18 protein-coding genes are annotated in these 22,400 nt (G+C 57.7%); 3 read left to right on the forward strand and 15 right to left on the reverse strand.

All coding sequences use genetic code 11. From position 1 onward, the window contains the following. Nucleotides 1-49 precede the first annotated feature (49 nt). The 6 genes from glgP to asd form a co-directional block, all read right to left on the reverse strand. Complete coding sequence (gene glgP, locus ACQG0T_RS21590; RefSeq protein ID WP_032103634.1) at nucleotides 50-2,497, reverse strand: glycogen phosphorylase; 2,448 nt, start codon at nucleotides 2,495-2,497, stop codon at nucleotides 50-52. 18 nt (nucleotides 2,498-2,515) lie between these two features. Then, complete coding sequence (gene glgA, locus ACQG0T_RS21595) at nucleotides 2,516-3,949, reverse strand: glycogen synthase GlgA (RefSeq protein WP_017384140.1); 1,434 nt, start codon at nucleotides 3,947-3,949, stop codon at nucleotides 2,516-2,518. Beyond that, complete coding sequence (gene glgC / locus ACQG0T_RS21600) at nucleotides 3,949-5,244, reverse strand: glucose-1-phosphate adenylyltransferase (RefSeq protein WP_017384139.1); 1,296 nt, start codon at nucleotides 5,242-5,244, stop codon at nucleotides 3,949-3,951. Before glgC ends, glgA begins: the two co-directional genes overlap by 1 nt. Nucleotides 5,245-5,261: 17 nt before the next feature. Further along, a complete protein-coding gene (gene glgX, locus ACQG0T_RS21605) occupies nucleotides 5,262-7,235 on the reverse strand; it encodes a glycogen debranching protein GlgX (RefSeq protein ID WP_017384138.1) in 1,974 nt (657 codons plus the stop codon). Continuing rightward, entirely contained in the window at nucleotides 7,232-9,418 is a 2,187-nt protein-coding gene (gene glgB / locus ACQG0T_RS21610) for a 1,4-alpha-glucan branching enzyme (protein ID WP_271040479.1), read from the reverse strand. The genes glgX and glgB overlap by 4 nt, the downstream gene beginning before the upstream one ends. 240 nt (nucleotides 9,419-9,658) lie before the next feature. Next, nucleotides 9,659-10,762 carry an aspartate-semialdehyde dehydrogenase gene (gene asd, locus ACQG0T_RS21615; protein WP_003861575.1) on the reverse strand — a complete coding sequence of 368 codons (1,104 nt, stop codon included), beginning with the start codon at nucleotides 10,760-10,762 and terminating at the stop codon, nucleotides 9,659-9,661. A gap of 178 nt (nucleotides 10,763-10,940) precedes the next feature. On the opposite strand from asd, the gene yhgN reads away from it, so the two are divergent. After that, nucleotides 10,941-11,534: an NAAT family transporter YhgN gene (yhgN, locus tag ACQG0T_RS21620; protein ID WP_003861574.1), complete on the forward strand. Its 594-nt coding sequence runs from the start codon at nucleotides 10,941-10,943 to the stop codon at nucleotides 11,532-11,534. A 187-nt stretch (nucleotides 11,535-11,721) separates the two neighbouring features. On the opposite strand, the gene ACQG0T_RS21625 is transcribed toward yhgN, so the two are convergent. The 6 genes from ACQG0T_RS21625 to ACQG0T_RS21650 form a co-directional block, all read right to left on the reverse strand. Further along, nucleotides 11,722-12,168 carry a hypothetical protein gene (locus ACQG0T_RS21625; RefSeq protein WP_017693852.1) on the reverse strand — a complete coding sequence of 149 codons (447 nt, stop codon included), beginning with the start codon at nucleotides 12,166-12,168 and terminating at the stop codon, nucleotides 11,722-11,724. A gap of 365 nt (nucleotides 12,169-12,533) precedes the next feature. Beyond that, nucleotides 12,534-13,874: a gluconate transporter gene (gntU, locus tag ACQG0T_RS21630; RefSeq protein ID WP_017693851.1), complete on the reverse strand. Its 1,341-nt coding sequence runs from the start codon at nucleotides 13,872-13,874 to the stop codon at nucleotides 12,534-12,536. A gap of 3 nt (nucleotides 13,875-13,877) precedes the next feature. Continuing rightward, nucleotides 13,878-14,405, reverse strand: coding sequence for a gluconokinase (gene gntK / locus ACQG0T_RS21635; RefSeq protein WP_003861569.1), 528 nt, complete (start codon nucleotides 14,403-14,405; stop codon nucleotides 13,878-13,880). A gap of 126 nt (nucleotides 14,406-14,531) precedes the next feature. Further along, on the reverse strand, nucleotides 14,532-15,527 hold the full coding sequence (gene gntR / locus ACQG0T_RS21640; protein WP_003861567.1) for a gluconate operon transcriptional repressor GntR: 996 nt from the start codon (nucleotides 15,525-15,527) through the stop codon (nucleotides 14,532-14,534). A 91-nt stretch (nucleotides 15,528-15,618) separates the two neighbouring features. After that, nucleotides 15,619-16,314: a pirin family protein gene (locus ACQG0T_RS21645; RefSeq protein WP_003861565.1), complete on the reverse strand. Its 696-nt coding sequence runs from the start codon at nucleotides 16,312-16,314 to the stop codon at nucleotides 15,619-15,621. Between the two features lie 123 nt (nucleotides 16,315-16,437). Further along, nucleotides 16,438-17,475, reverse strand: a complete 1,038-nt coding sequence (locus ACQG0T_RS21650) for an oxidoreductase (RefSeq protein WP_032655374.1) — start codon at nucleotides 17,473-17,475, stop codon at nucleotides 16,438-16,440. Nucleotides 17,476-17,786: 311 nt separating this feature from the next. Between ACQG0T_RS21650 and yhhY the strand changes: the two genes are divergently transcribed. Continuing rightward, nucleotides 17,787-18,275 (forward strand): N-acetyltransferase, encoded by a 489-nt coding sequence (gene yhhY / locus ACQG0T_RS21655; RefSeq protein ID WP_015571463.1) that lies wholly within the window; start codon nucleotides 17,787-17,789, stop codon nucleotides 18,273-18,275. Between the two features lie 87 nt (nucleotides 18,276-18,362). On the opposite strand, the gene ggt is transcribed toward yhhY, so the two are convergent. Further along, a complete protein-coding gene (ggt, locus tag ACQG0T_RS21660; RefSeq protein ID WP_072134592.1) occupies nucleotides 18,363-20,108 on the reverse strand; it encodes a gamma-glutamyltransferase in 1,746 nt (581 codons plus the stop codon). 122 nt (nucleotides 20,109-20,230) lie between these two features. On the opposite strand from ggt, the gene ACQG0T_RS21665 reads away from it, so the two are divergent. Further along, complete coding sequence (locus ACQG0T_RS21665) at nucleotides 20,231-20,602, forward strand: DUF2756 family protein (protein ID WP_017384131.1); 372 nt, start codon at nucleotides 20,231-20,233, stop codon at nucleotides 20,600-20,602. On the opposite strand, the gene ugpQ is transcribed toward ACQG0T_RS21665, so the two are convergent. Further along, nucleotides 20,592-21,332: a glycerophosphodiester phosphodiesterase gene (ugpQ, locus tag ACQG0T_RS21670; RefSeq protein ID WP_047736907.1), complete on the reverse strand. Its 741-nt coding sequence runs from the start codon at nucleotides 21,330-21,332 to the stop codon at nucleotides 20,592-20,594. The two genes, ACQG0T_RS21665 and ugpQ, sit on opposite strands and share 11 nt — an antisense overlap. Further along, nucleotides 21,329-22,399: a sn-glycerol-3-phosphate import ATP-binding protein UgpC gene (locus ACQG0T_RS21675; protein ID WP_047716452.1), complete on the reverse strand. Its 1,071-nt coding sequence runs from the start codon at nucleotides 22,397-22,399 to the stop codon at nucleotides 21,329-21,331. The genes ugpQ and ACQG0T_RS21675 overlap by 4 nt, the downstream gene beginning before the upstream one ends. Nucleotide 22,400: the final 1 nt, after the last annotated feature.

Genomic DNA, 22,400 nt, shown 5'->3' on the forward strand with positions numbered 1-22,400 from the left:
CTACTCGATCCCGTAGGCCCGGTAAGCGCAGCGCCACCGGGCTTTGTTTTTACAACCGCACCGGATCAATATGCCAGATATTCTCGGCATACTCTTTGATGGTCCTGTCCGACGAGAAGTATCCCATGTTGGCGATGTTATGCATCGCGGCGCTGGTCCACTTCTCCTGCTGACGGTACAGTTCGTCCACCTTATCCTGACAATCCACGTAGCTGCGGTAATCCGCCAGCACCTGATAGTGATCGCCAAAGTTAATCAGCGAGTCCACCAGATCGCGATAGCGTCCGGGCTCCTCAGGATTAAACACGCCGGTGGCGATTTGCGTCAGCACCTGGCGTAACTCTTCATCCTCTTCATAATACTCACGCGGCGAGTAGCCCTGCTTGCGCAGCGCCTCCACCTCTTCCGCCGTATTCCCGAAAATAAAGATATTCTCCGCGCCCACATGCTCCAGCATTTCGACATTTGCGCCGTCCAGCGTGCCGATAGTCAGCGCGCCGTTCAGGGCAAACTTCATGTTACTGGTGCCGGATGCTTCCGTCCCCGCCGTGGAAATCTGCTCAGAGAGATCCGCCGCCGGAATAATCAGCTGCGCCAGGCTTACGCTGTAGTTCGGGATAAACACGACCTTCAGCTTATCGCCAATGTCCGGATCGTGATTCACCACCTTCGCCACATCGTTGATGAGATGAATGATGTGCTTCGCCATGTAGTACGCGGACGCCGCCTTACCGGCAAAGATTTTCACGCGCGGCACCCACTCCGCCGTCGGGTCAGCCTTAATGCGGTTGTAGTGGGTAATAACGTGCAGGACATTCATCAGCTGACGCTTGTACTCGTGGATACGTTTGATCTGCACGTCGAACAGCGCTTTCGGGTTCGCCACCACGTTCAGATGCATCGCCAGCCAGACCGCCAGACGCTTCTTGTTCAGCAGCTTGGCTTCCCGTACCGCTTTATTCACCGTCGGGAAATCAATGTGCTGCTCCAGCTCGCTCAACTGGCTCAAATCGGTGCGCCAGGTGCGGCCAATGTTCTCATCCAGAACGTCGGAGAGCGGCTGGTTCGCCAGCGCCAGCCAGCGGCGCGGGGTGACGCCGTTGGTCACGTTGCAGAAACGCGTCGGGAAGATCTTCGCGAAGTCCGCAAACAGGGACTGCACCATCAGGTTCGAGTGCAGCTCTGACACGCCGTTCACCTTGTGGCTGATCACCACCGCCAGCCAGGCCATGCGTACGCGACGCCCGTTGGATTCATCAATGATCGAGGCGCGGCTCAGCAGACCAGTATCGTTCGGGTACTGCTCCTGCAAGGTCTTGAGGAAGTAGTCGTTGATCTCGAAGATGATTTGCAGATGGCGCGGCAGAATTTTGCCGAGCATATCCACCGGCCACGTCTCCAGCGCTTCGCTCATCAGCGTATGGTTGGTGTACGAGAACACCTGGCAGGTTACTTCAAACGCGTCATCCCAGCTGAACTTATGCTCGTCAATCAGCAGGCGCATCAGCTCAGGGATCGACAGCACCGGATGGGTATCGTTGAGGTGAATGGCGGTTTTTTCCGCCAGATTCGCATAGGTTTTGTGCAGCTGATAGTGACGGCTAAGGATATCCTGAATCGTTGCCGAGACGAGGAAATACTCCTGACGCAGGCGCAGCTCGCGGCCTGAGTAGGTCGAGTCATCCGGATACAGGACGCGTGACACATTCTCGGAGTGGTTTTTATCTTCCACCGCCGCGAAGTAGTCACCCTGGTTGAATTTACCCAGGTTGATCTCGCTACTGGCCTGCGCGTTCCACAGGCGCAGCGTATTGGTCGCATCGGTGTCGTAGCCGGGGATGATCTGGTCATAGGCCACGGCGAGGATCTCCTCGGTTTCCACCCAGCGGGATTTTTTCCCTTCCTGCTGAATACGCCCGCCAAAACGCACCTTGTAGCGCGTGTTGTGGCGCTTGAACTCCCACGGGTTACCGTACTCCAGCCAGTAGTCTGGAGACTCTTTCTGACGACCATCCACGATATTCTGCTTGAACATACCGTAGTCGTAGCGAATACCGTAGCCGCGCCCCGGCAGCGCCAGCGTCGCCAGTGAATCGAGGAAACAGGCGGCAAGACGCCCGAGACCACCGTTACCCAGCCCCGGGTCGTTCTCTTCGTCAATCAGCTCTTCTAAATCCAGCCCCATCTCTTCCAGTGCGTTTTTGACGTCGTCATAAATCCCGAGCGATAACAGCGCATTGGAGAGGGTGCGACCAATCAGAAACTCCATCGACAGGTAATACACCTGTCGCGTCTCCTGCGAAAGCTGGGCGCGGTTGGAGCGCAGCCAGCGTTCGACCATACGGTCACGCACCGCAAACAGCGTGGCGTTCAGCCACTCATGTTTGTTGGCAATAACGGGATCTTTCCCAATGGTAAACATCAGCTTATAGGCGATGGAGTGTTTCAACGCCTCAACGCTGAGCGTGGGGGAAGAGTAGCTAAATGGAGCATTCATATCAGTAACTTCGCCTCGTTACATCAAGCGTTGATAAAGGTCGCGGTAGGACTGCGCCGCAACGTGCCAGCCAAAGTCCATGGACATCGCCTGACGTTGTACGTAACGCCACAGGGATGGACGGGACCACAAGACGAAAGCACGCCGGATCGCCCGAAGCAGCGACCAGGCATTACTGTCCTCGAAAACAAACCCGCTGGCGATACCGTCCGCCAGGTTTTCCAGGGAGCTGTCAGACACCGTATCCGCCAGCCCGCCCGTGCGGCGTACCAGCGGCAACGTGCCGTATTTCAGACCATAGAGCTGCGTCAGGCCGCAGGGCTCGAAGCGGCTCGGCACCAGAATCACGTCCGCGCCGCCCATGATGCGGTGCGAGAACGCTTCGTGATAGCCAATCTGCACGCCCACCTGCCCCGGATGTTCCGCCGCGGCCGCAAGGAAACCTTCCTGCAATACCGGGTCGCCCGCGCCGAGCAGCGCCAGCTGGCCGCCCTGCTCCAGTAATCCCGGCAGCGCTTCCAGCACCAGATCCAGCCCTTTCTGGCTGGTCAGGCGGCTGACCACCGCAAACAGCGGCACCTTGTCGTTGACCTTCAGCCCCATCGCAATCTGTAGCTGGCGCTTGTTCTCCGCTTTGTCCTCCACGGAGTCGCGACCATAGCGCGCCGCCAGCAGGAGGTCCGTTTCCGGATTCCAGATCTGTTCATCCACGCCGTTCAGAATGCCCGACAGGCGACCTTCACGGTGGCGCTGTTGCAGCAGCCCTTCCATACCGTAACCGAACTCCGGCTGGGTAATTTCCCGCGCGTAGGTTGGGCTGACCGCCGTGATGTGGTCGGCGTAGTACAGACCCGCCTTCAGGAACGAAATCTGTCCGTTAAACTCCAGTCCGTGCATGTTAAAGAACGACCATGGCAGATCGATGTCATTCATATGATGCGCGTAATACATGCCCTGATACGCCAGGTTGTGCACCGTAAACACCGATTTGGCCGGGTGCCCCTTCGCCGCCAGATACGCAGGAGCCAGCCCCGCATGCCAGTCATGCGCGTGCACCACGTTCGGGCGCCAGAACGGATCCAGTCCGACAGCCATTTCCGCCCCCACCCAGCCGAGCAGGGCAAAGCGCATCACGTTATCGGTATAGGCGTACAGGTTGGTATCGTGATACGGGCTGCCGGGTCGATCGTATAAATGCGGGGCATCAATCAGGTAAATCCCTACGCCATTGTAATGTCCAAACAGCAGGGTGATACGTCCCGCGAAGGTCTCGCGACGGGTAACAACCTTTGCATCGGGAATACCGCGCCGGATATCCGGAAAAGCGGGCAACAACACGCGGGTATCCACCCCTCCGGCGATTTGCGCCGCTGGTAATGCACCAAGAACATCCGCCAGGCCGCCCGTTTTTAACAACGGGAACATCTCAGAACATACGTGTAAAACCTGCATCATCGCTCCTGTTTGATTTGCAGCTTCCGCAACATTTCCCGTGTTACTAACACGATCCCCTCTTCCGAACGGTAGAAACGACGCGCATCTTCTTCCGCGTTTTCCCCAATCACCATCCCTTCGGGAATGATGCAGGCACGATCGATAACGCAGCGACGCAGACGACATGAGCGCCCTACCCAGACATCCGGCAGCAGAACTGCCGAATCGATATTACAGAATGAGTTTATACGCACGCGCGGGAACAGCACGGACTGCACCACCACCGAACCGGAGATAATGCAACCGCCAGAGACCAGCGAGTTGAGCGTCATGCCGTGGCTGCCGGAGCGATCCTGAACGAACTTCGCCGGCGGCAACGATTCCATATGCGTGCGAATCGGCCAGTTCTGGTCGTACATATCCAGCTCAGGCGTGACGGACGCCAGATCGAGGTTCGCTTTCCAGTAGGCTTCCAGCGTACCGACGTCGCGCCAGTAAGGTTCCGCATTCGGGTCTGACTGCACGCAGGACAGCGGGAAAGGATGTGCATACGCCATGCCAGCTTTGGTGATTTTCGGGATGATGTCTTTACCGAAGTCGTGGCTGGAGTTTTCGTCTTTGTCGTCCTCTTCCAGCAGTTCATAAAGATAATCGGCATCAAAGACATAGATCCCCATGCTGGCGAGCGATTTGGTGTCGTCGCCCGGCATGGTTGGCGGGTTCGCCGGTTTTTCGACAAAGTCGATAATCTTGTCATCGCCATCTACATGCATCACGCCAAACGCGGTTGCTTCCGCAACAGGCACCGGCAGACACGCCACGGTGCAGCGCGCCCCTTTTTCGACGTGGTCGATCAGCATGTGGGAGTAATCTTGCTTGTAGATGTGGTCCCCGGCGAGGATGACGATGTATTCCGCGCTGTAGCGACGAATGATGTCGAGGTTCTGGGTCACGGCATCCGCCGTGCCGCGGTACCAGTTCTCCCCGTGAACGCGCTGCTGCGCCGGGAGCAGATCGACAAATTCGTTCATCTCTTCGCTGAAGAATGACCAGCCGCGCTGAATGTGCTGCACCAGCGTGTGCGACTGATACTGGGTAATGACGCCAATACGGCGAATGCCTGAGTTCAGGCAGTTGGAAAGTGCAAAATCGATAATACGGAACTTACCACCAAAGTGAACGGCCGGTTTGGCGCGCTTGATGGTCAAATCTTTCAGACGGGTACCACGCCCGCCCGCGAGTATCAGGGCAACTGTTTTTAATGGTAGCTGGCGCGCCAACATTAACGGATCGTTCTTCTCTAATCTAACCATGACTAACTCCTTTTTTATCATCTTTGGAATACGCACACTCCGTGCGCAGGCCCGTGCCAGACAGCCATAACAACCGGATTATCCGCTCCGGCAAAGGGAGGAATGGCTCGCCATTCCCCGTCAGGTAAAACAATCTCTGCGACGTCATCCGTCGCGTTCAGCGTCACCAGCCACGCATCCGAAAGCAGGATTTGCAGACAGGGTATGCCGTGTTGCCACTCTTGCGCGCTTAACGGTTGCGCGTCTTTATTCAGCCAGCGAACGTTTCCGTCGCCCTCTTCCCACCAGCGGTCGGCGGTGAGCGCGGGGATGCGCTGGCGAAGATGGATCAGCGCCGCGGTGAAATGGGTCAGCCCGCTATTCGCTTCTCCCCAGTCGAGCCAGGTCAGGGTGTTGTCCTGGCAATAGGCGTTGTTGTTGCCGTGCTGGCTGTGGCCGTGCTCATCGCCCGCCAGCAGCATCGGCGTGCCCTGCGACAACAAAAGCGTCGTCAGCAGCGCATGAACGCTGGCGCGTCGCCGCTCGATCACATCCAGACTTCCGCCTAACCCTTCTATACCATGGTTGAAGCTATGGTTATTGTTAGTCCCATCGCGATTCTCCTCGCCGTTTGCCTCATTGTGTTTCTGATTGAAACAAACGCAGTCGCGCAGCGTAAAACCGTCGTGTGCCGTCAGCAGGTTAATGGTGGCCGACGGACGTTTGCCGTCACGCTTGAAGAGATCGCTGGAGCCGGCAAAGCGACCGGCAAACTCCCCCAGCGATAGATCGCGCGTCAGCCAGAAGCGGCGGATGGCATCGCGGAAGTGGTCGTTCCACTCGGCAAACAGCGGCGGGAAATTCCCCACCTGATAACCGCCCTCTCCGATGTCCCAGGGCTCCGCGATCAGCTTAACCTTTGAGAGCACCGGGCAGTTTTTGATGGCCTCAAACAGCGGCGCCTGCTGGCTGAACGCCGGGGTGCGCCCCATCACCGGCGCCAGGTCGAAGCGAAAACCGTCCACGTGGAACGTCTCAACCCAGTATTTCAGGCACTCGTACGCGTAATGCGTAACGGCCGGATGACTGAGGTTGAGGGTGTTACCGCACCCGGTCCAGTTCTCGTAATCGCCGTCGTCCCTGATCCAATAATAGCTACGGTTATCGATTCCGCGCTGTGAGAGCGTCGGGCCGTCAAGATCGCTTTCCGCACTGTGGTTCAGCACCACGTCCAGAATGACCTCGATACCCGCCGCGTGAAGCGCCTTCACCGCATCGCGAAACTCATCCCGTGCCTTCTCCGGCTGCACCGCGTAGCGCGGGTCGAGGGCGAACATCGCCAGCGGGTTGTAGCCCCAGTAGTTGCTTAACCCAAGACGCTGTAGCCGCGGCTCGCTGGCGAAATGCGCCACGGGCAACAGCTCCAGCGCGGTGATCCCTAAGTGCTTCAGGTACGCGACCATCGTCGGATGCCCAAGCGCTTTGTAGGTGCCGCGCATCTCTTTAGGGATTGACGGGTGCAGATATGTCAGCCCTTTAACGTGGGCTTCATAAATAACGGTGTTGCCCCACGGCGTGCGCGGCGGGGCATCGTCTTCCCAGTCGTAGAGATCGTGCACCACCACGCTTTTGGGCGCGACGGGCGCGCTGTCGCGGTGGTCAGGTTCGCCGTAGCCAACGTGGAACAGCGAGTCATCTTTAAACTCACCGTCCACGCGGTGCGCGCACGGGTCAATCAGCAGCTTCGCCGGGTTAAACCAGTGCCCCTGAGAGGGCTCCCAGGGGCCGTGTACGCGAAAACCGTAGTGCATCCCCGGTCGTCCTCCGGCCAGGTAGCCATGCCAGGTATCCCCCGTGCGCGCCGGTAAATCGTAACGGTGCTCGTTACCTTCCCCGTCAAACACACAGAGTTCCACCCGCTCCGCATGGGCGGAAAAGAGCGTGAAGTTCACCCCCTTTCCGTCAAAGCTCGCCCCGAGCGGTTCGGGTTTACCTGCCGTAAGCTGCGTCATTCACCCTCCCGCACCAGCCAGATTGTGCCAAGCGGCGGCAGCGTCAGGCTCAGGGAGTTCGGACGGCCGTGGCTTTCAATGGCATCGCTCTGCACCAGGCCACCGTTACCCGCGTTGCTGCCGTGGTAGTGCATGGAGTCGGTATTGAGAATTTCGCACCATTTGCCCGGCTGGTTAATGCCGAAGCGGTAGTGTTCGCGCGGCACCGGCGTGAAGTTGCTGGCGACAATGATCTCGTTACCCGCCTTGTCGCGGCGCACAAAGACAAACACCGAGCGCTCATGGTCGTCCACCACCAGCCACTCAAAGCCGTACGGATCGAAGTCCAGCTCGTGCAGCGCTTTGTGGTGGCGATAAGTCAGGTTCAGGTCACGGACCAGACGCTGTACGCCGTGGTGCCAGTTGTCCGCACCTTCCAGCAGATGCCAGTCAAGGCTGCTATCGTGGTTCCATTCGCGGCCCTGAGCGAACTCGTTGCCCATAAACAGCAGCTTTTTACCCGGGAAAGCAAACAGCCAGCCGTAGTAAGCGCGCAGGTTGGCAAACTTCTGCCATGGGTCGCCCGGCATGCGGTCGAGAATGGATTTCTTGCCGTGCACCACTTCATCGTGCGACAGCGGCAGCATGAAGTTTTCGGTGTAGTTATAGAGCAACCCGAAGGTGAGCTTATCGTGGTGATACTGACGATAAACCGGGTCGAGCTTCATGTAGTCGAGCGTGTCGTGCATCCAGCCGAGGTTCCATTTGTACCAGAAGCCCAGACCACCCATTGCCGGTGGACGGGAAACGCCCGGGAAGTCGGTGGACTCTTCCGCCATGGTCACAGCGCCTTCCACCTGCTCGCCGATAATGCGGTTGGTGTTGCGCAGAAACTCAATCGCTTCGAGGTTTTCACGCCCGCCATACTCGTTCGGGATCCACTCCCCCTCTTTGCGGCTGTAGTCGCGGTAGATCATCGACGCCACCGCATCCACGCGCAGGGCATCAATGCCGAAACGTTCGATCCAGTACAGCGCGTTCCCGACCAGGTAGTTCGATACCTCACGGCGACCGTAGTTATAGATCAGCGTATTCCAGTCCTGGTGATAGCCTTCGCGCGGGTCGCTGTGCTCGTACAGCTTCGTGCCGTCGAACTCTGCCAGCGCAAAATCGTCCGACGGGAAGTGGCCCGGCACCCAGTCGAGGATCACGTTCAGCCCGGCGGCGTGCGCGGCATCGATGAAATAGCGGAAGTCATCGCGCGTGCCGAAGCGGCGCGTGGGCGCATACAGCCCGGTTGGCTGATAGCCCCAGCTGCCGTCAAATGGGTGTTCGTTGATCGGCAGCAGCTCCAGATGGGTAAAGCCCATCCATTTGGCGTACGGCACCAGCTGGTCCGCCAGCTCGCGATAGCTCAGCCAGAAGTTGTTATCGGTGTGGCGACGCCACGAGCCGAGATGCACTTCATAGACGGAGATTGGCGCATCAAAGCGGTTGGCCTGCTTGCGCTCCTCACTCTGGACAACCTTCTCCGGCAGGCCGCAAATCAGCGAGGCGGTATTCGGGCGTAGTTCTGCCTCAAAGGCGTACGGGTCGGATTTAATGCGCAGCTTGCCGTTGGCATCGATCATCTCGAATTTGTAGAGCTGACCGTTGTGCGCGCCGGGGATAAACAGCTCCCAGATGCCGGTTTCCCGGCGCAGGCGCATGGGGTGACGACGACCGTCCCAGTAGTTGAACTGCCCGACGACGGAGACGCGCTGGGCGTTTGGCGCCCATACGGCAAAACGCGTGCCGGTGATACCGTCCATGGTATCCGCATGGGCACCCAGCGTTTCGTAGGGGCGTAAATGGGTCCCTTCGGACAGCAGCCAGGCGTCCATCTCTTTTAAGAGCGGGCCGAAGCTATAGGGATCGTCAATGAGGTTTTGCTGACCGTGCCAGATAACGGCAAGCTGATAACGAAAAGGATTTTTACGGCGGGGCATGACGCCCGAGAAGAAGCCACGCGAGTCGAGGCATTCCAGATTACCCACCTTGCGGCCGGTTTTGGGTTCGATAACCCACACTTCTGTTGCATCCGGTAACAGCGCCCGAACTTCCAGTCCGGCGTCAGTACGGTGCATCCCTAGCACAGAAAAGGGGTCGGCAAAATGACCCGCAATAAGCGCATTAATCACGTCTCTCGAAATACGATCGGACATGGTATTCATCCTGTTTTTTTATGTCGCCCTTTTTACGCGCTCCGGGACGACTTTTAATGTGACCTAAACGGTGCAGTTAATCCTCTCTGCTCCGCCCTACCCTCAGGTGAGAAATAAATCTTCCTTAAAGCATAGCCAACGTCGTGGGTCCTCCTGATAAAAAATAAGACATCTGCGTTTTACTCCATGTAGTACGCAAAAAAAGGGGGTGACAATCACCCCCCCGTGTTTAACAAATTATTACGCCAGCTGGCGCAGCATGCGGCGCAGCGGCTCGGCTGCACCCCACAGCAGCTGATCGCCAACGGTGAACGCGGAGAGGTACTCCGGCCCCATGTTCAGCTTGCGCAGACGACCAACCGGGGTGGTCAGCGTGCCGGTCACGGCTGCCGGGGTCAGTTCGCGCATGGTGATATCGCGATCGTTTGGCACCACTTTCGCCCACGGGTTGTGTGCGGCCAGCAGCTCTTCCACGGTCGGAATAGACACATCTTTTTTCAGTTTAATGGTGAAGGCCTGGCTGTGGCAGCGCAGCGCGCCGATACGCACGCACAGACCGTCAACCGGAATGGTGTTCGCGGTGCCGAGGATTTTGTTGGTCTCAGCCTGGCCCTTCCACTCTTCGCGGGTCTGACCGTTATCCAGCTGTTTGTCGATCCACGGGATCAGGCCACCGGCCAGCGGTACGCCAAAGTTATCCACCGGCAGCTCGCCGCTGCGGGTGAGCTGAGTGACTTTACGTTCGATGTCGAGGATGGCGGACGCCGGGTCTGCCAGCTCGGCAGCGACGCTCTGGTGCAGCTGGCCCATCTGGGTCAGCAGCTCACGCATATGACGCGCGCCGCCGCCGGACGCCGCCTGGTAGGTCGCCACGGAGACCCACTCCACCAGATCCTGTGCGAACAGGCCGCCGAGGGACATCAGCATCAGGCTGACGGTGCAGTTACCGCCAACAAAGGTTTTCACGCCGTTGTTCAGGCCGTCGGTGATGACGCCCTGGTTAACCGGGTCAAGAATAATGATGGCATCGTCTTTCATGCGAAGCGAAGAGGCCGCATCAATCCAGTAGCCCTGCCAGCCGCTTTCACGCAGCTTCGGATAGATTTCGTTGGTATAATCGCCGCCCTGGCAGGTCACAATAATGTCGAGTGCCTTCAGCGCTTCCAGATCGTAAGCATCCTGCAACGTGCCTGTGGTACCCCCAAAGGACGGTGCAGCCTGGCCGAGCTGGGAAGTGGAGAAGAAGACCGGGCGGATGGCGTCGAAATCGCGCTCTTCAACCATGCGTTGCATGAGTACAGAGCCGACCATACCGCGCCAGCCGATAAAACCAACGTTTTTCATAGCATTTTTTTCCTGCAAGGGGTGTGTGCTGATTGTGCAAGCCAGTATTGAACTGGGATATGCTTCACATTACAAAATGCTGCCAAAGTCGCAAGCGAAATTAATCGATGATTGCCCGGCAATCAGAAAAAGTGCTAATCATCGCAATGACCACAATAAGTATCAGGGATAATTTAAGATGAGTGAAATCATTTCCGCAGCGGTTTTATTGATCCTGATTATGGATCCGCTCGGTAATCTGCCGATCTTCATGTCGGTGCTGAAGCATACCGAGCCGAAGCGCCGCCGGGCGATCATGATCCGCGAGCTGCTCATCGCCCTGCTGGTGATGTTTATCTTCCTGTTCGCCGGTGAAAAAATCCTCGCTTTCCTGAACTTACGCGCCGAAACGGTCTCCATTTCCGGCGGGATCATTTTGTTCCTGATTGCTATTAAGATGATTTTCCCGAGCGCGGAGGGCAGCAGCAGCGGCCTGCCTGCGGGTGAAGAGCCGTTTATCGTGCCGCTGGCAATTCCGCTGGTCGCCGGGCCAACGATTCTGGCGACGCTGATGCTGCTGTCGCATCAGTATCCGAATCAGATGAGCCATCTGGTGATTGCCCTGCTGATCGCCTGGGGCGGGACGTTTATTATCCTGTTGCAGTCGTCGCTGTTCCTGCGCCTGCTGGGTGAGAAAGGGGTAAACGCCCTGGAGCGCCTGATGGGGCTGATTCTGGTGATGATGGCGACGCAGATGTTCCTGGACGGGATCCGGGCATGGATGAAAGGGTAGGTAAAAGCAAAACGGTAATCTTAGATTGCCGTTTTTAGTGTTTGCCCCCTCTCCCCGTGGGAGAGGGCCGGGGTGAGGGCATCAGGCAGCAGAGGTCTTATTTTGTCGGGTGGCGGCTTCGCCTTACCCGACCTACAACAAACTCTGGTCCCGTAGGCCGGGTAAGCGTAAGCGCCACCCGGCTTTTTTACAGCGGCACGATGCCTTCCTTTGTGAGCAACCAGCGCGGCGCTTTCAGCGTATCACTGTAAAACCCCACTAAATCCTGCAACAAATCTCCTGCGACTCTTTCATCGCTTTCTGACAGCGAATGCGCTAACAGCATTTGCGTTAACAGCTGGCAATATCGCCCTAACTGATCCACTTCCGGTTCGAAGACCGGCACGTCCAGCGGCAGGTCATCCACCGTCAGGCTGGCTTTTAAATATTCCGGAACAGGTTCAAGCAGCGTAGGCTGAAGCAGTGCGAGGCAGGCTGAGAGCCGTCCGCACAGCGCCATCTTCTGGGTTGGATCGTCACATTCAACCAGCACGTCGACAAACCGCGAGCAATTATCTGCCAGTTCGGTGAAATCAGTGGTGTGATCGAATGGGGTAGTAAATAAAGTGTGAGAAAAGTTAGGGGTAGTAGTCATAAGACAGCCTCTGATGAGTAATGTGTATCCACCACTGGAGAGGCTAATCTCACGGGTGGTGGAACCAGACAGGGTTAGCCTTACCGGCCTCATCAGCTACCGGCGCGTCTTGCGACGCCCCCGCCTGGCCCACCATTGGAGTGTAGCCAAGCGCACGACACGATAACACTCGTGTCGCTGATGAGGTAGTTCAGGAGGCTAATCCTGACGCCTGATTTTGCAGGCGCGGCAAGAAGATACTGCGTTGGGGGCGGGGTGACAAGAGAGGCTCTGGAAGGTGGCTCGCAAAACGAAATTTTATTTTAGGGTGTGGCCTGATGCCCTCACCCCAACCCTCTCCCACAGGGAGAGGGAGAAAACCGGGATTAGCTCAGCAGCGTAAACGCAATCATCCCGACAACCGCACCCGTCGTGCCGAGGATGGTTTCCATCAGCGTCCAGGTTTTCAGGGTTTGCGCTTCGGTTGCGCCGGTAAATTTACCGAACAGCCAGAAGCCCGCGTCGTTAACGTGAGAAACCACAATCGAGCCACCCGCGATACAGATAGAGAGCGCCGCCATCTGCGCACCGGAGTAGTTCAGCTGTTCAATCACCGGCATTACCAGACCCACGGCGGTTAAGCACGCTACGGTCGCGGAGCCCTGAATGATACGTACCGCCGCGGCCAGCACGAAACAGGTGACTGCAATCGGCAGCCCCATCCCGGTCAGCGCTTCACCCAGCGCCGGGCCAACGCCGGAATCCACCAGCACCTGCTTAAACACGCCGCCCGCCCCGATCACCAGCAGGATAATCCCCGCCGGTTGCAGCGCGGCACCACAGATCTCCATCACGCGGTCTTTCGGCATACCCTGACGCATCGCCAGGCCGTAAATTGCTACCAGACACGCCACCAGGATCGCGGTGAACGGATGACCAATAAATTCGAACCATTCGTAAGCGGTTGACCCCACCGGCACAAAGCGCGCAGCGATGGTTTTCAGGCCCACCAGCACCAGCGGCAGCAGGATCAGCGACAGGCTGAAGCCGAAGGACGGCATTTTGCCCTCGCCCAGGTGCGGCTCGGAGATGTCATCCGGAATGTGCAGCTCAACGTAACGGCTGATGAAGTTGCCCCACAGCGGACCGGCGATAATCATCCCCGGAATTGCCGCGCACAGGCCAATCAGGATCATCCAGCCAAAGTCAGCATGCATCTGGGAGGCCAGCAGCATCGGCGCAGGCCCCGGCAGCAGGAACGCCGCCGCCGCCGCCACGCCCGCAAACAGCGGAATGACCAGCTTCACGAGGTTGGTACCAGTATGCCGCGCCATGGAGAACGCCACGCTAATCAGCAGCACAACGGCCACTTCAAAGAACAGCGGCAGCGCGCAAATCAGACCGGCCAGACCAATCGCGTAGTGCGCACGGCTGTGGCCGAAGGATTTCAGCATCTTGACGGCAATCTGATCGACCGCGCCCGTCTCGTGCAAAATCTTGCCAAACATCGCGCCCAGCGCCACCACAATGGCCAGGAAGCCGAGCGTGCCGCCCATCCCTTTTTCCATCGTCGCCGCGATTTTGTCGAGCGGCATGCCGGAAAAGAGACCGGCACCAATAGAAACCACCATCAAAGCAACGAAGGCGTGCATACGTGCCTTCATCACTAAAAACAGCAGCAGCAATACGGAACCCACTGCTGTCAAAACTAGCGTTAATGTACTCAAAACTTACTGCCTTTTATTAATAACCTCGATGGTGCTGGCAACAACACCTTCCAGCGGCTGATCGATATCAACCACTAAGACATCCTGCTCGTCAGCACCCGGCTCCTGCAACGCTTCGAACTGCGTTACCAGCATCTGGGTTTTGAAGAAGTGGCCTTTACGCGCCTTCAGGCGGCTTTCAATCACCCCAAAATCGCCTTTCAGGTAGATGAAAGAGAGGTTCGGGTTGCCGTCGCGCAGCAGGTCGCGATAGGTTTTTTTCAGCGCGGAACAGACGATCAGGGAGACTTTATTGGTGCGCTGCATCGCGAACGCGGCGTCATTCAGCGCCTGCAACCACGGTTTGCGGTCGTCGTCGTTCAGCGGCTCGCCGGAAGCCATTTTCATGATGTTGCTGCGCGGATGGAGGAAGTCACCATCAAGAAACGCAGCCTGGAGTTGATGCGCCACTTCGCTCGCCACGGCAGATTTACCGCTACCGGACACGCCCATCAGGACGTAAACGTGGTGATCGTGATTAGTCGTGCTCAAAGGGTGTCCCTCAGTCAATTGTTACGGGTAACAGTTATCGGTAACATTGTCCTGCCGGGGCATAAGAGAAGCAATATCCAAACGTGCGCGAAGTGAATAAGTGTGAGCTACTTCAAATTTGTCGGATTAAATAGATCCACCCGGTGACAAGGTGAAACCTAAATCTAACATTTTCGGGGTAACTGCCTCACCACGAATGCGCGCCAGCAGGCGTTCTGCGCCAATGCGGCCCATGCGTTCACGCGGGGTCAGGACGCTCGCCAGACGCGGCTCCATCACCTGGCCAATGTCGTGGCCGTGGAAGCCGGCAATCGCCATATCATCCGGGATTTTTAAACCCAGACGCTGGCACTCAAACGCGGCGCCGACCGCAAGGTCATCGTTGGTGCAGAAAATACCGTCCAGTTGCGGATACTCGCGTCGCGCCTGACGCATCAGCTCAATACCCGACGTGTAAGAAGAAGATTGCTCCACCATCACGCTGTACGGGGTTAAACCGGCGTCGAGCATCGCCTGCTCGTATCCCTTCTGTTTGATGATAGTACGTTCATCCAGACGCGCACCCAGATAGGCCACATGGCGATGACCGCGGGCGATGATCGCCGCCGTCATCTGACGCGCCGCTTCAAAGTTATCGAACCCCACGGCGATGTCGAGGCACGGCGACTGGCTGTCCATCAGTTCCACCACCGGAATGCCTGCCACTTCAATCATTTTCAGCGTTCGCGGGGTGTGAGTACGTTCCGTTAAAATCAGGCCGTCGATGTTCCAGGAAAGCATCGATTCAAGACGTTCCTCTTCCAGTTCCGGCTTGTACCCGTAGTGGGCGAGCATGGTCTGATAGCCAAACGCATCGGTGACGCTTTCAATGCCACGCAGCACTTCGGCGAATACCTGGTTGGTTAAGGAAGGAAGCAGGACGCCCACCGCACGGCTGGTCGCATTGGAGAGAATATCGGGCGCGCGGTTGGGGATATAACCCAGTTCATCAAGGGCGGCGGCAATCTTGCCACGCAACGCCACGGAAACCTGTTCCGGGTTACGTAAAAAACGGCTGACCGTCATTTTGGTCACACCGACGCGATCGGCGACATCCTGAAGTACGGGGCGTTTCTTTTTCATCGTCCTGAGAAATCTTGAAGTGAGAGATTTGCTCAGTTTATCACGGACAAAGCTCAACCTTCCCCGTTTAAAGGGAAGGTTGAGAAATTATTTAGACCGGCGGCAGGTCAAACAGCAGAATTTCACTTTCGCTGTCGGCATGCACGGAGAGCGCCTGCTCATCCCAGACTGCCAGGCCATCGGCGGTTGTCGCTTTGGTGCCGTTGATGGACACTTCACCTTTCACCACCTGGATCCACACGCGGCGGTTAGCGGCAATCTGGTGTACAGACTGTTCATCTTTCGCCAGCGCCCAACGGTACAGCTCCATATCCTGATGCACTTTCAGGGAACCTTCACGCGCATCCGGGGACAGCACCAGCTGTTTGCCCTGTTTCGCGTCGAAGCGGCGCTGCTCGTAGCGTGGCGTGATGCCGGTCTCTTCTGGAATGATCCAGATTTGATACAGGTGCAGTTTTTCCGTTTTGCTCGGGTTGTACTCAGAGTGACGCACCCCGGTACCCGCGCTCATAATCTGGAACTCGCCCGCCGGAACCTGCTCTTTGTTGCCCATGCTGTCCTGGTGCTCAACCGCCCCTTCCAGCACATAGGTCAGGATTTCCATGTCTTTGTGCGGGTGGGTACCGAAGCCCTGGCCTGCATCAATCACGTCGTCGTTAATCACGCGCAGTGCGGAGAAGCCCATAAAGTTCGGGTCGTAGTAGTCGGCAAACGAGAATGAATGCCATGAGTCCAGCCAGCCATGATTCGCGTGACCACGTTCGTTTGCTTTGCGTAAGTAGATCATTGTTTTCACCCTCAGTTCGTTTCGATGGAGTAAGTGTGGACGCAAACGCCCTGGGATCATAGAGGGTGAAAATTGACTCCTCTGTTCAAAAATTTAGAACAAGCGCAGAGGAGCCATTTTTGCTTATCTGGCGAGGGTTACCGTGGCAGGAGAAGCCTGTTCGAAGGCCCGTTCAAGGATTTCCAGGTTGGTCAGAACGTCAGATTCCTTGACATAATTCGGCGCGCCGGTGGCGAGGGTGTCATACAGCGCATCGTAGACGCGTCCATAGTCTCCCGTTTCCGGCTTCAGCTCTTCCCTGACCGTCAGGCCCTCGTCGTTCACGTACTCCAGCACGCCCACGGAATCATCTGCCGCAAAGCCCGGTTCACCCGGCATGATATTGGCCTTCAGGCTGGTCTCCTGCTGGTCAATACCGTACTTGATAAAGGAGCCTTTCTTGCCGTGAACGATAAATTTCGGGTAGTCGATTTTCACCAGATGGCTGGTTTTTACGATGGCTTTCAGGTCGCCGTAGAACAGCTGCGCTTCAAAGGTATCGTCCGGGTTGGCCTTATTGCGCAGGCTGCGGATGTCATACGCCACGTGGTCCGGGCGGCCAAACAAGGAGATGATCTGGTCCATGGTGTGCACACCGAGACCGTAGAAAGATCCGTCCTGCGGCAGTCCGGGCTGGGTTTCCGCCACCGGGCGGTAGTAATCGAAGTGGCTTTCGATTTCCACGATCTCGCCGAGTTTGCCGCTTTCAATTGCCTTTTTTGCCGTCAGGAAGCAGCTGTCAAAGCGACGGTTCTGGTACGGCGTGACGGTCAGCCCTTTGCTTTTCGCCAGCGCGAACAGCTCCTTCGCTTCGGCGATGGTCGGGGTGAACGGCTTTTCCACCAGCACGTTTTTACCTGCTTCCAGCGCGCGTTTCGCGTAGTCAAAGTGGCTGTCAGCGTGGGTACAGACCACCACCAGCTTCACCTGCGGGTCGTTAAGCACCTCATCAAGATCGCTGGTGAAATGAATATGGGAATACTGCGGAGACTGCTCTTCTGGCTTCGCGCGGCGGCGATAGATATGGGCCACGTGCCAGGTCTCTTTTCGGTTAAGAACATACGGAAGGTGGTAACGCGTGGTGCTTTTGCCAAATCCAATAAATGCACAATGTAGTGTCATGGCTCAGTCCTTTTGGAAGGTTACTGGGTTTTACCATAGCGCATGTTTTGCCCTCACCCCAGCCCTCTCCCACAGGGAGAGGGAGAAAAAGGGCAAAAAAAAAGCCAGCGAGAAGCTGGCTAAAGTAATACTGGAAGCAATGTGAGCAATGTCGTGCTTTCAGGTTCCCGTAGGAGGTCTTCCTGAATGCAGAGCAATAATAATCATTCTCATTCGCACTTGTCCAACACTTTTTGCAAAAAATAGCGATTGACTCAACTTTTAAAGTCACTGATGTTGGAGGGGACTTTTAACTGACTGAGGAACAAGGAATGAGTGAAATAGTGATACGCCACGCTGAACCGAAAGATTACGACGCCATTCGTCAGATCCACGCCCAGCCGGAGGTGTACCACAACACGCTACAGGTTCCTCATCCTTCAATGGAAATGTGGCAAATGCGGCTAGGCGAACAGCCGGGCATTAAACAGCTGGTTGCCTGCATTGATGATATCGTGGTCGGCCACCTCACCATTGATGTCGCCCAGCGACCACGCCGCAGCCACGTTGCAGATTTCGGTATCTGCGTTGGCGCGCAGTGGCATAACCGCGGCGTGGCCAGCGCACTGATTCGCACCATGATCGATATGTGCGACAACTGGCTGCGCGTCGACCGCATCGAGTTAACGGTGTTTGTGGATAACGAACCGGCAATCGCGGTGTACAAAAAGCACGGGTTTGAGATTGAAGGCACCGGCAGGCGCTACGCCCTGCGCAACGGCGAGTATGTGGATGCGTATTATATGGCGCGTATGAAGTAGTTTGTTGCCGGGTGACGGCTTCGCCTTACCCGGCCTACGTTCGTGCCGTTGTAGGCCCGGTAAGCGCAGCGCCACCGGGCAAAAAAATCAATACCCCGCCGTTAAATCATCCACCGAACGCGGGTCCGATGCGCCAAATAGCGCCCCGTCCGGCCCGACCATAATGCTCTGGGTGCTGCCCATCGCCTCCTTCACCGCCACCTTCTGCCCGCGCTGCTCAAGCAGCTTGAGGGTGTCCGGGCTAAAGCCCTTCTCCACGCGCAGCTCGTCCGGCAGCCACTGGTGGTGGAAACGCGGCGCATTGGTCGCTTCGGCGACGTTCATCCCAAAGTCGATACTGTTCACCACCATTTGCAGCACGGTTGTGATAATCCGGCTCCCGCCAGGGCTGCCGGTCACCAGCCAGGTTTTGCCGTCTTTCACCACGATGGTGGGCGACATGGACGACAGCGGGCGCTTCTTCGGCCCGACCGCATTCGCATCGCCGCCGACCAGGCCGTAGACGTTCGGCACGCCCGGTTTGGCAGAGAAGTCATCCATCTCGTTGTTCAGCAAAATACCGCTGTTGCCCGCCACAATCCCGGTGCCGAAAGTGGTGTTAAGCGTGTAGGTCACCGCCACCGCGTTACCGTCTTTATCCACCACCGAGAAATGGGTGGTCTGGTTACTTTCATACGGCGCCAGCTTGCCGGGGCGGATCTCGCTCGACGGCTTCGCCTTGTTGATGTCGATCTCGTCGGCAATCGATTTGGCATAGGCTTTGTTGGTCAGCGCCTGCCACGGCACCTTCACGAAGTCCGGATCGCCAAGGTATTCCGAGCGGTCAGCGTAGGCGCGCTTCTCCGCCTCCGCCATCACCTGCATGGCATCGGCGCTACCGAAGCCGAACTTGTGCATATCGAAGTTTTCCAGAATATTGAGGATCTGCACGATGTGAATCCCCCCGGAGGACGGCGGCGGCATGGAGAAGACCTCGTAGCCGCGATAGGTGCCGCTGATCGGCTCGCGCTCCACCGCCTTATATTCCGCCAGATCCGCTTTGGTGATCAGCCCGCCGTTCTTCTGCATCTCATCGGCAATCTGATCGGCAATCGGCCCCTTATAGAAGGCGTCCGGACCGTTTTCGGCAATCAGTTCGAGACTTTTTGCGAGGTTCTTCTGCACTAGCTTATCGCCCTTTTTCAGCGGCTCGCCGTCTTTCCAGAAGATAGCCTTGCTGTTCTCATGATTGGGAATAACTTCGCTGCCGTAGGTTTTGAGGTCGTCCGCCAGCGCGTCGTTGACGACGAAGCCGTCGCGCGCCAGCTTGATGGCAGGCTGCACCACTTTATTCAGCGGCAGCGTGCCGTATTTTTCCAGCGCCAGCGAGAAGCCCGCAACGGTGCCCGGCGTGCCGGAGGCAAGGTGCGAGGTCAGAGATTTTTTACTGTCCGGATTGCCCTGATCGTCGAGGAACATATCGCGGGAGGCCTGGTTCGGCGCCATCTCACGGAAGTCGATGGCCGTGGTTTTACCGTCTTTGGTGCGCAGCATCATAAACCCGCCGCCGCCCAGGTTCCCCGCCTGTGGATGCGTCACCGCCAGCGCATATCCCACCGCGACCGCCGCATCCACCGCGTTACCGCCCTGCTTAAGAATATCGACGCCCACCTGCGTTGCCAGCGCGTCAACCGAGGCCACCATGCCGTGCGTCGCCCGCACGGGGTGAAAAACATCCTCCTCCACGCCGTAAGAGACCGGAGGAGCGGCGGGCGGGTTGGCCGCCACGGTAAATGTGCCGCCTGCCATCAGCGCAGCGATGGCGACCCAGCGCAAAAAGGTTGGTTTCATCATTATTGTTCTCCAGGTGAAGGGGCCCATATTCCCCGCTTAAGCCTGGTTCACAACTCTTAAAAAATCATCGTTATGCCGGAATCAGGGTAAACTTAAGAGAAGCCTCAAAGGAGGAGATAACCATGAAACGATTACTGATCCTGACCGCGCTGCTTCCGTTCGCCGCGCTCGCACAGCCAATCAACACCCTGAACAACCCGAACCAGCCGGGCTACGTCATTCCGAGCCAGCAGCGTATGCAGACGGAGATGATGAGCCAGCAACAGCAGCAGAAAGGGATGCTCAATCAGCAGTTAAAAACGCAGACCCAGGTGCAGCAGCAGCACCTGCAAAACCAGATGAATACCAACACCCAGCGCGTGCAGCAGGGCCAGATGCGGGAGCAGCCGCTGCCAAACTCAAACGGTGGGATGTTAGGGGGCGGGGTGTCGCAAAGCAGCGGTCAGCAGCACATGCTGCCGACCCAGCAGAACGGCAGTATGCTTAATAAATAAAGTTCGGCCCGATCTGGTCAATCGCATCGGTACAGATGCTGTCCACGCCCCAGCGCAGCAGCTCGGCTGCACGCTGGGGTTTATTGACGGTATACACCAGGATATGCAGACCGGCCTCCTTCAACAGCGTCACGCGCACTTCATCCAGCAGCTTATGGTTGAGGTGGATCGACACGCAGCCTAAGCCAGTCGTCAGCGCGCGCCAGTCTTCTCGCCACTCATCCAGCAGCAGCCCGCGCGGCAACTCCGGTACGGCAGCCTGTGCGGCTTCCAGCGCGTCGATGTCAAACGACGACAACAGCGGCGGGGTCATCCCTTCCCACAGCTCGCGCGCGGCGAGGGCAATCACTTTACCCGTCAGCGGCCCGGTGCCGGTGGTCGGTTTGATTTCGATGTTGGCCATCATGCCGTGTTGACGACAGCGGTCCGCCACTTCCGCCAGCAGCGGCAGCGGTTCGCCTTTAAATTCGCCGCTGTACCAGCTGCCGGCGTCCACCTTCAGCAGGTCACGCCACGGCAGTTCACCTGCCACGCCCCAGCCGTTGCTGGTGCGTTCGAGGTTGTCGTCGTGCAGCAGGAAAATTTCGCCGTCCTTCGACAGCTTGGCGTCGAATTCGATCATCGTGTGGCCGTAGCGCGCGCCAACGTCAATTGCCGCCAGGGTGTTTTCCGGCGCCAGTTTACCGCCGCCCCGGTGGGCGACGATGTGGGGGTAAGGCCAGTTGCTCATACTCGTTGTCCTGTTTCACCGTCAAATAAGTGCAGGTGATTTTCCGGCATATGCAGCCACAGCGTGCTGCCTGCCATCGGGCGCTCCTGATGCGGCAGGCGCACCACCAGCTTTTGCTCGCCCCAGCGCCCGTGCGCCAGGTTGTCTGCTCCCAGCATCTCCAGCGTATCCATCACCAGCGGCACGCCGCCGTCCGCCTGAGACGTCAAACCAATATGCTCCGGGCGGATACCGAGCGTCATCTTACGCCCGGCGTAGCCACGATAGTACCAGTTGATCGGCAACGCCATCCCGCTTTCCAGCTCGAAGTGGGTTCCCGCCGCATTGATCCGCCCGTCCAGCAGGTTCATCGCCGGGCTGCCGATAAAGCTCGCCACAAAACGGCTGGCCGGTTTTTCGTAGACCTCCACCGGGGTGCCAATCTGCTCGGCGATGCCTTTGTTCATCACCATCACGCGCTGGGCGAGGGTCATGGCTTCAACCTGATCGTGAGTCACATAGAGGGACGTGGTTTTCAGGCGGCGATGCAGCTGCTGTAGCTCAAGGCGCATCTGCACGCGCAGTTTGGCGTCGAGGTTTGACAGCGGTTCGTCGAACAGGAATACCGCCGGGTCGCGCACGATGGCGCGCCCCATCGCCACGCGCTGACGCTGGCCGCCGGAGAGCTCGCGCGGGCGGCGCTTAAGCAGGCCGTCAAGTTCCAGAATGCGCGCGGCTTCTTTTACGCGCTCGTCGATATGACCTTTGCCCATACCGCGAATTTTCAGCCCCCAGGCCATGTTCTCTTCCACGCTCATGTGCGGATAGAGGGCATAGTTCTGGAACACCATCGCGATGCCGCGATCTTTGGGCTCCATCTCGGTGACGCGCTGGCGGTCAATCCAGATATCCCCGGACGTTACGCGCTCCAGCCCGGCCACCATACGCAGCAGGGTGGATTTTCCGCAGCCGGACGGGCCGACCATCACGATAAATTCCCCGTCCGCCACGTCGAGCGTCAGCGGCTGAATGACCTGGGTTTTACCGTCCCAGCTTTTGGTAACTGCCTGTAATTTTAAACCTGCCATC

Source organism: Enterobacter cloacae complex sp. 302F9 (assembly GCF_050030335.1).
Taxonomy (GTDB): Bacteria; Pseudomonadota; Gammaproteobacteria; order Enterobacterales; family Enterobacteriaceae; genus Enterobacter; species Enterobacter hormaechei_C.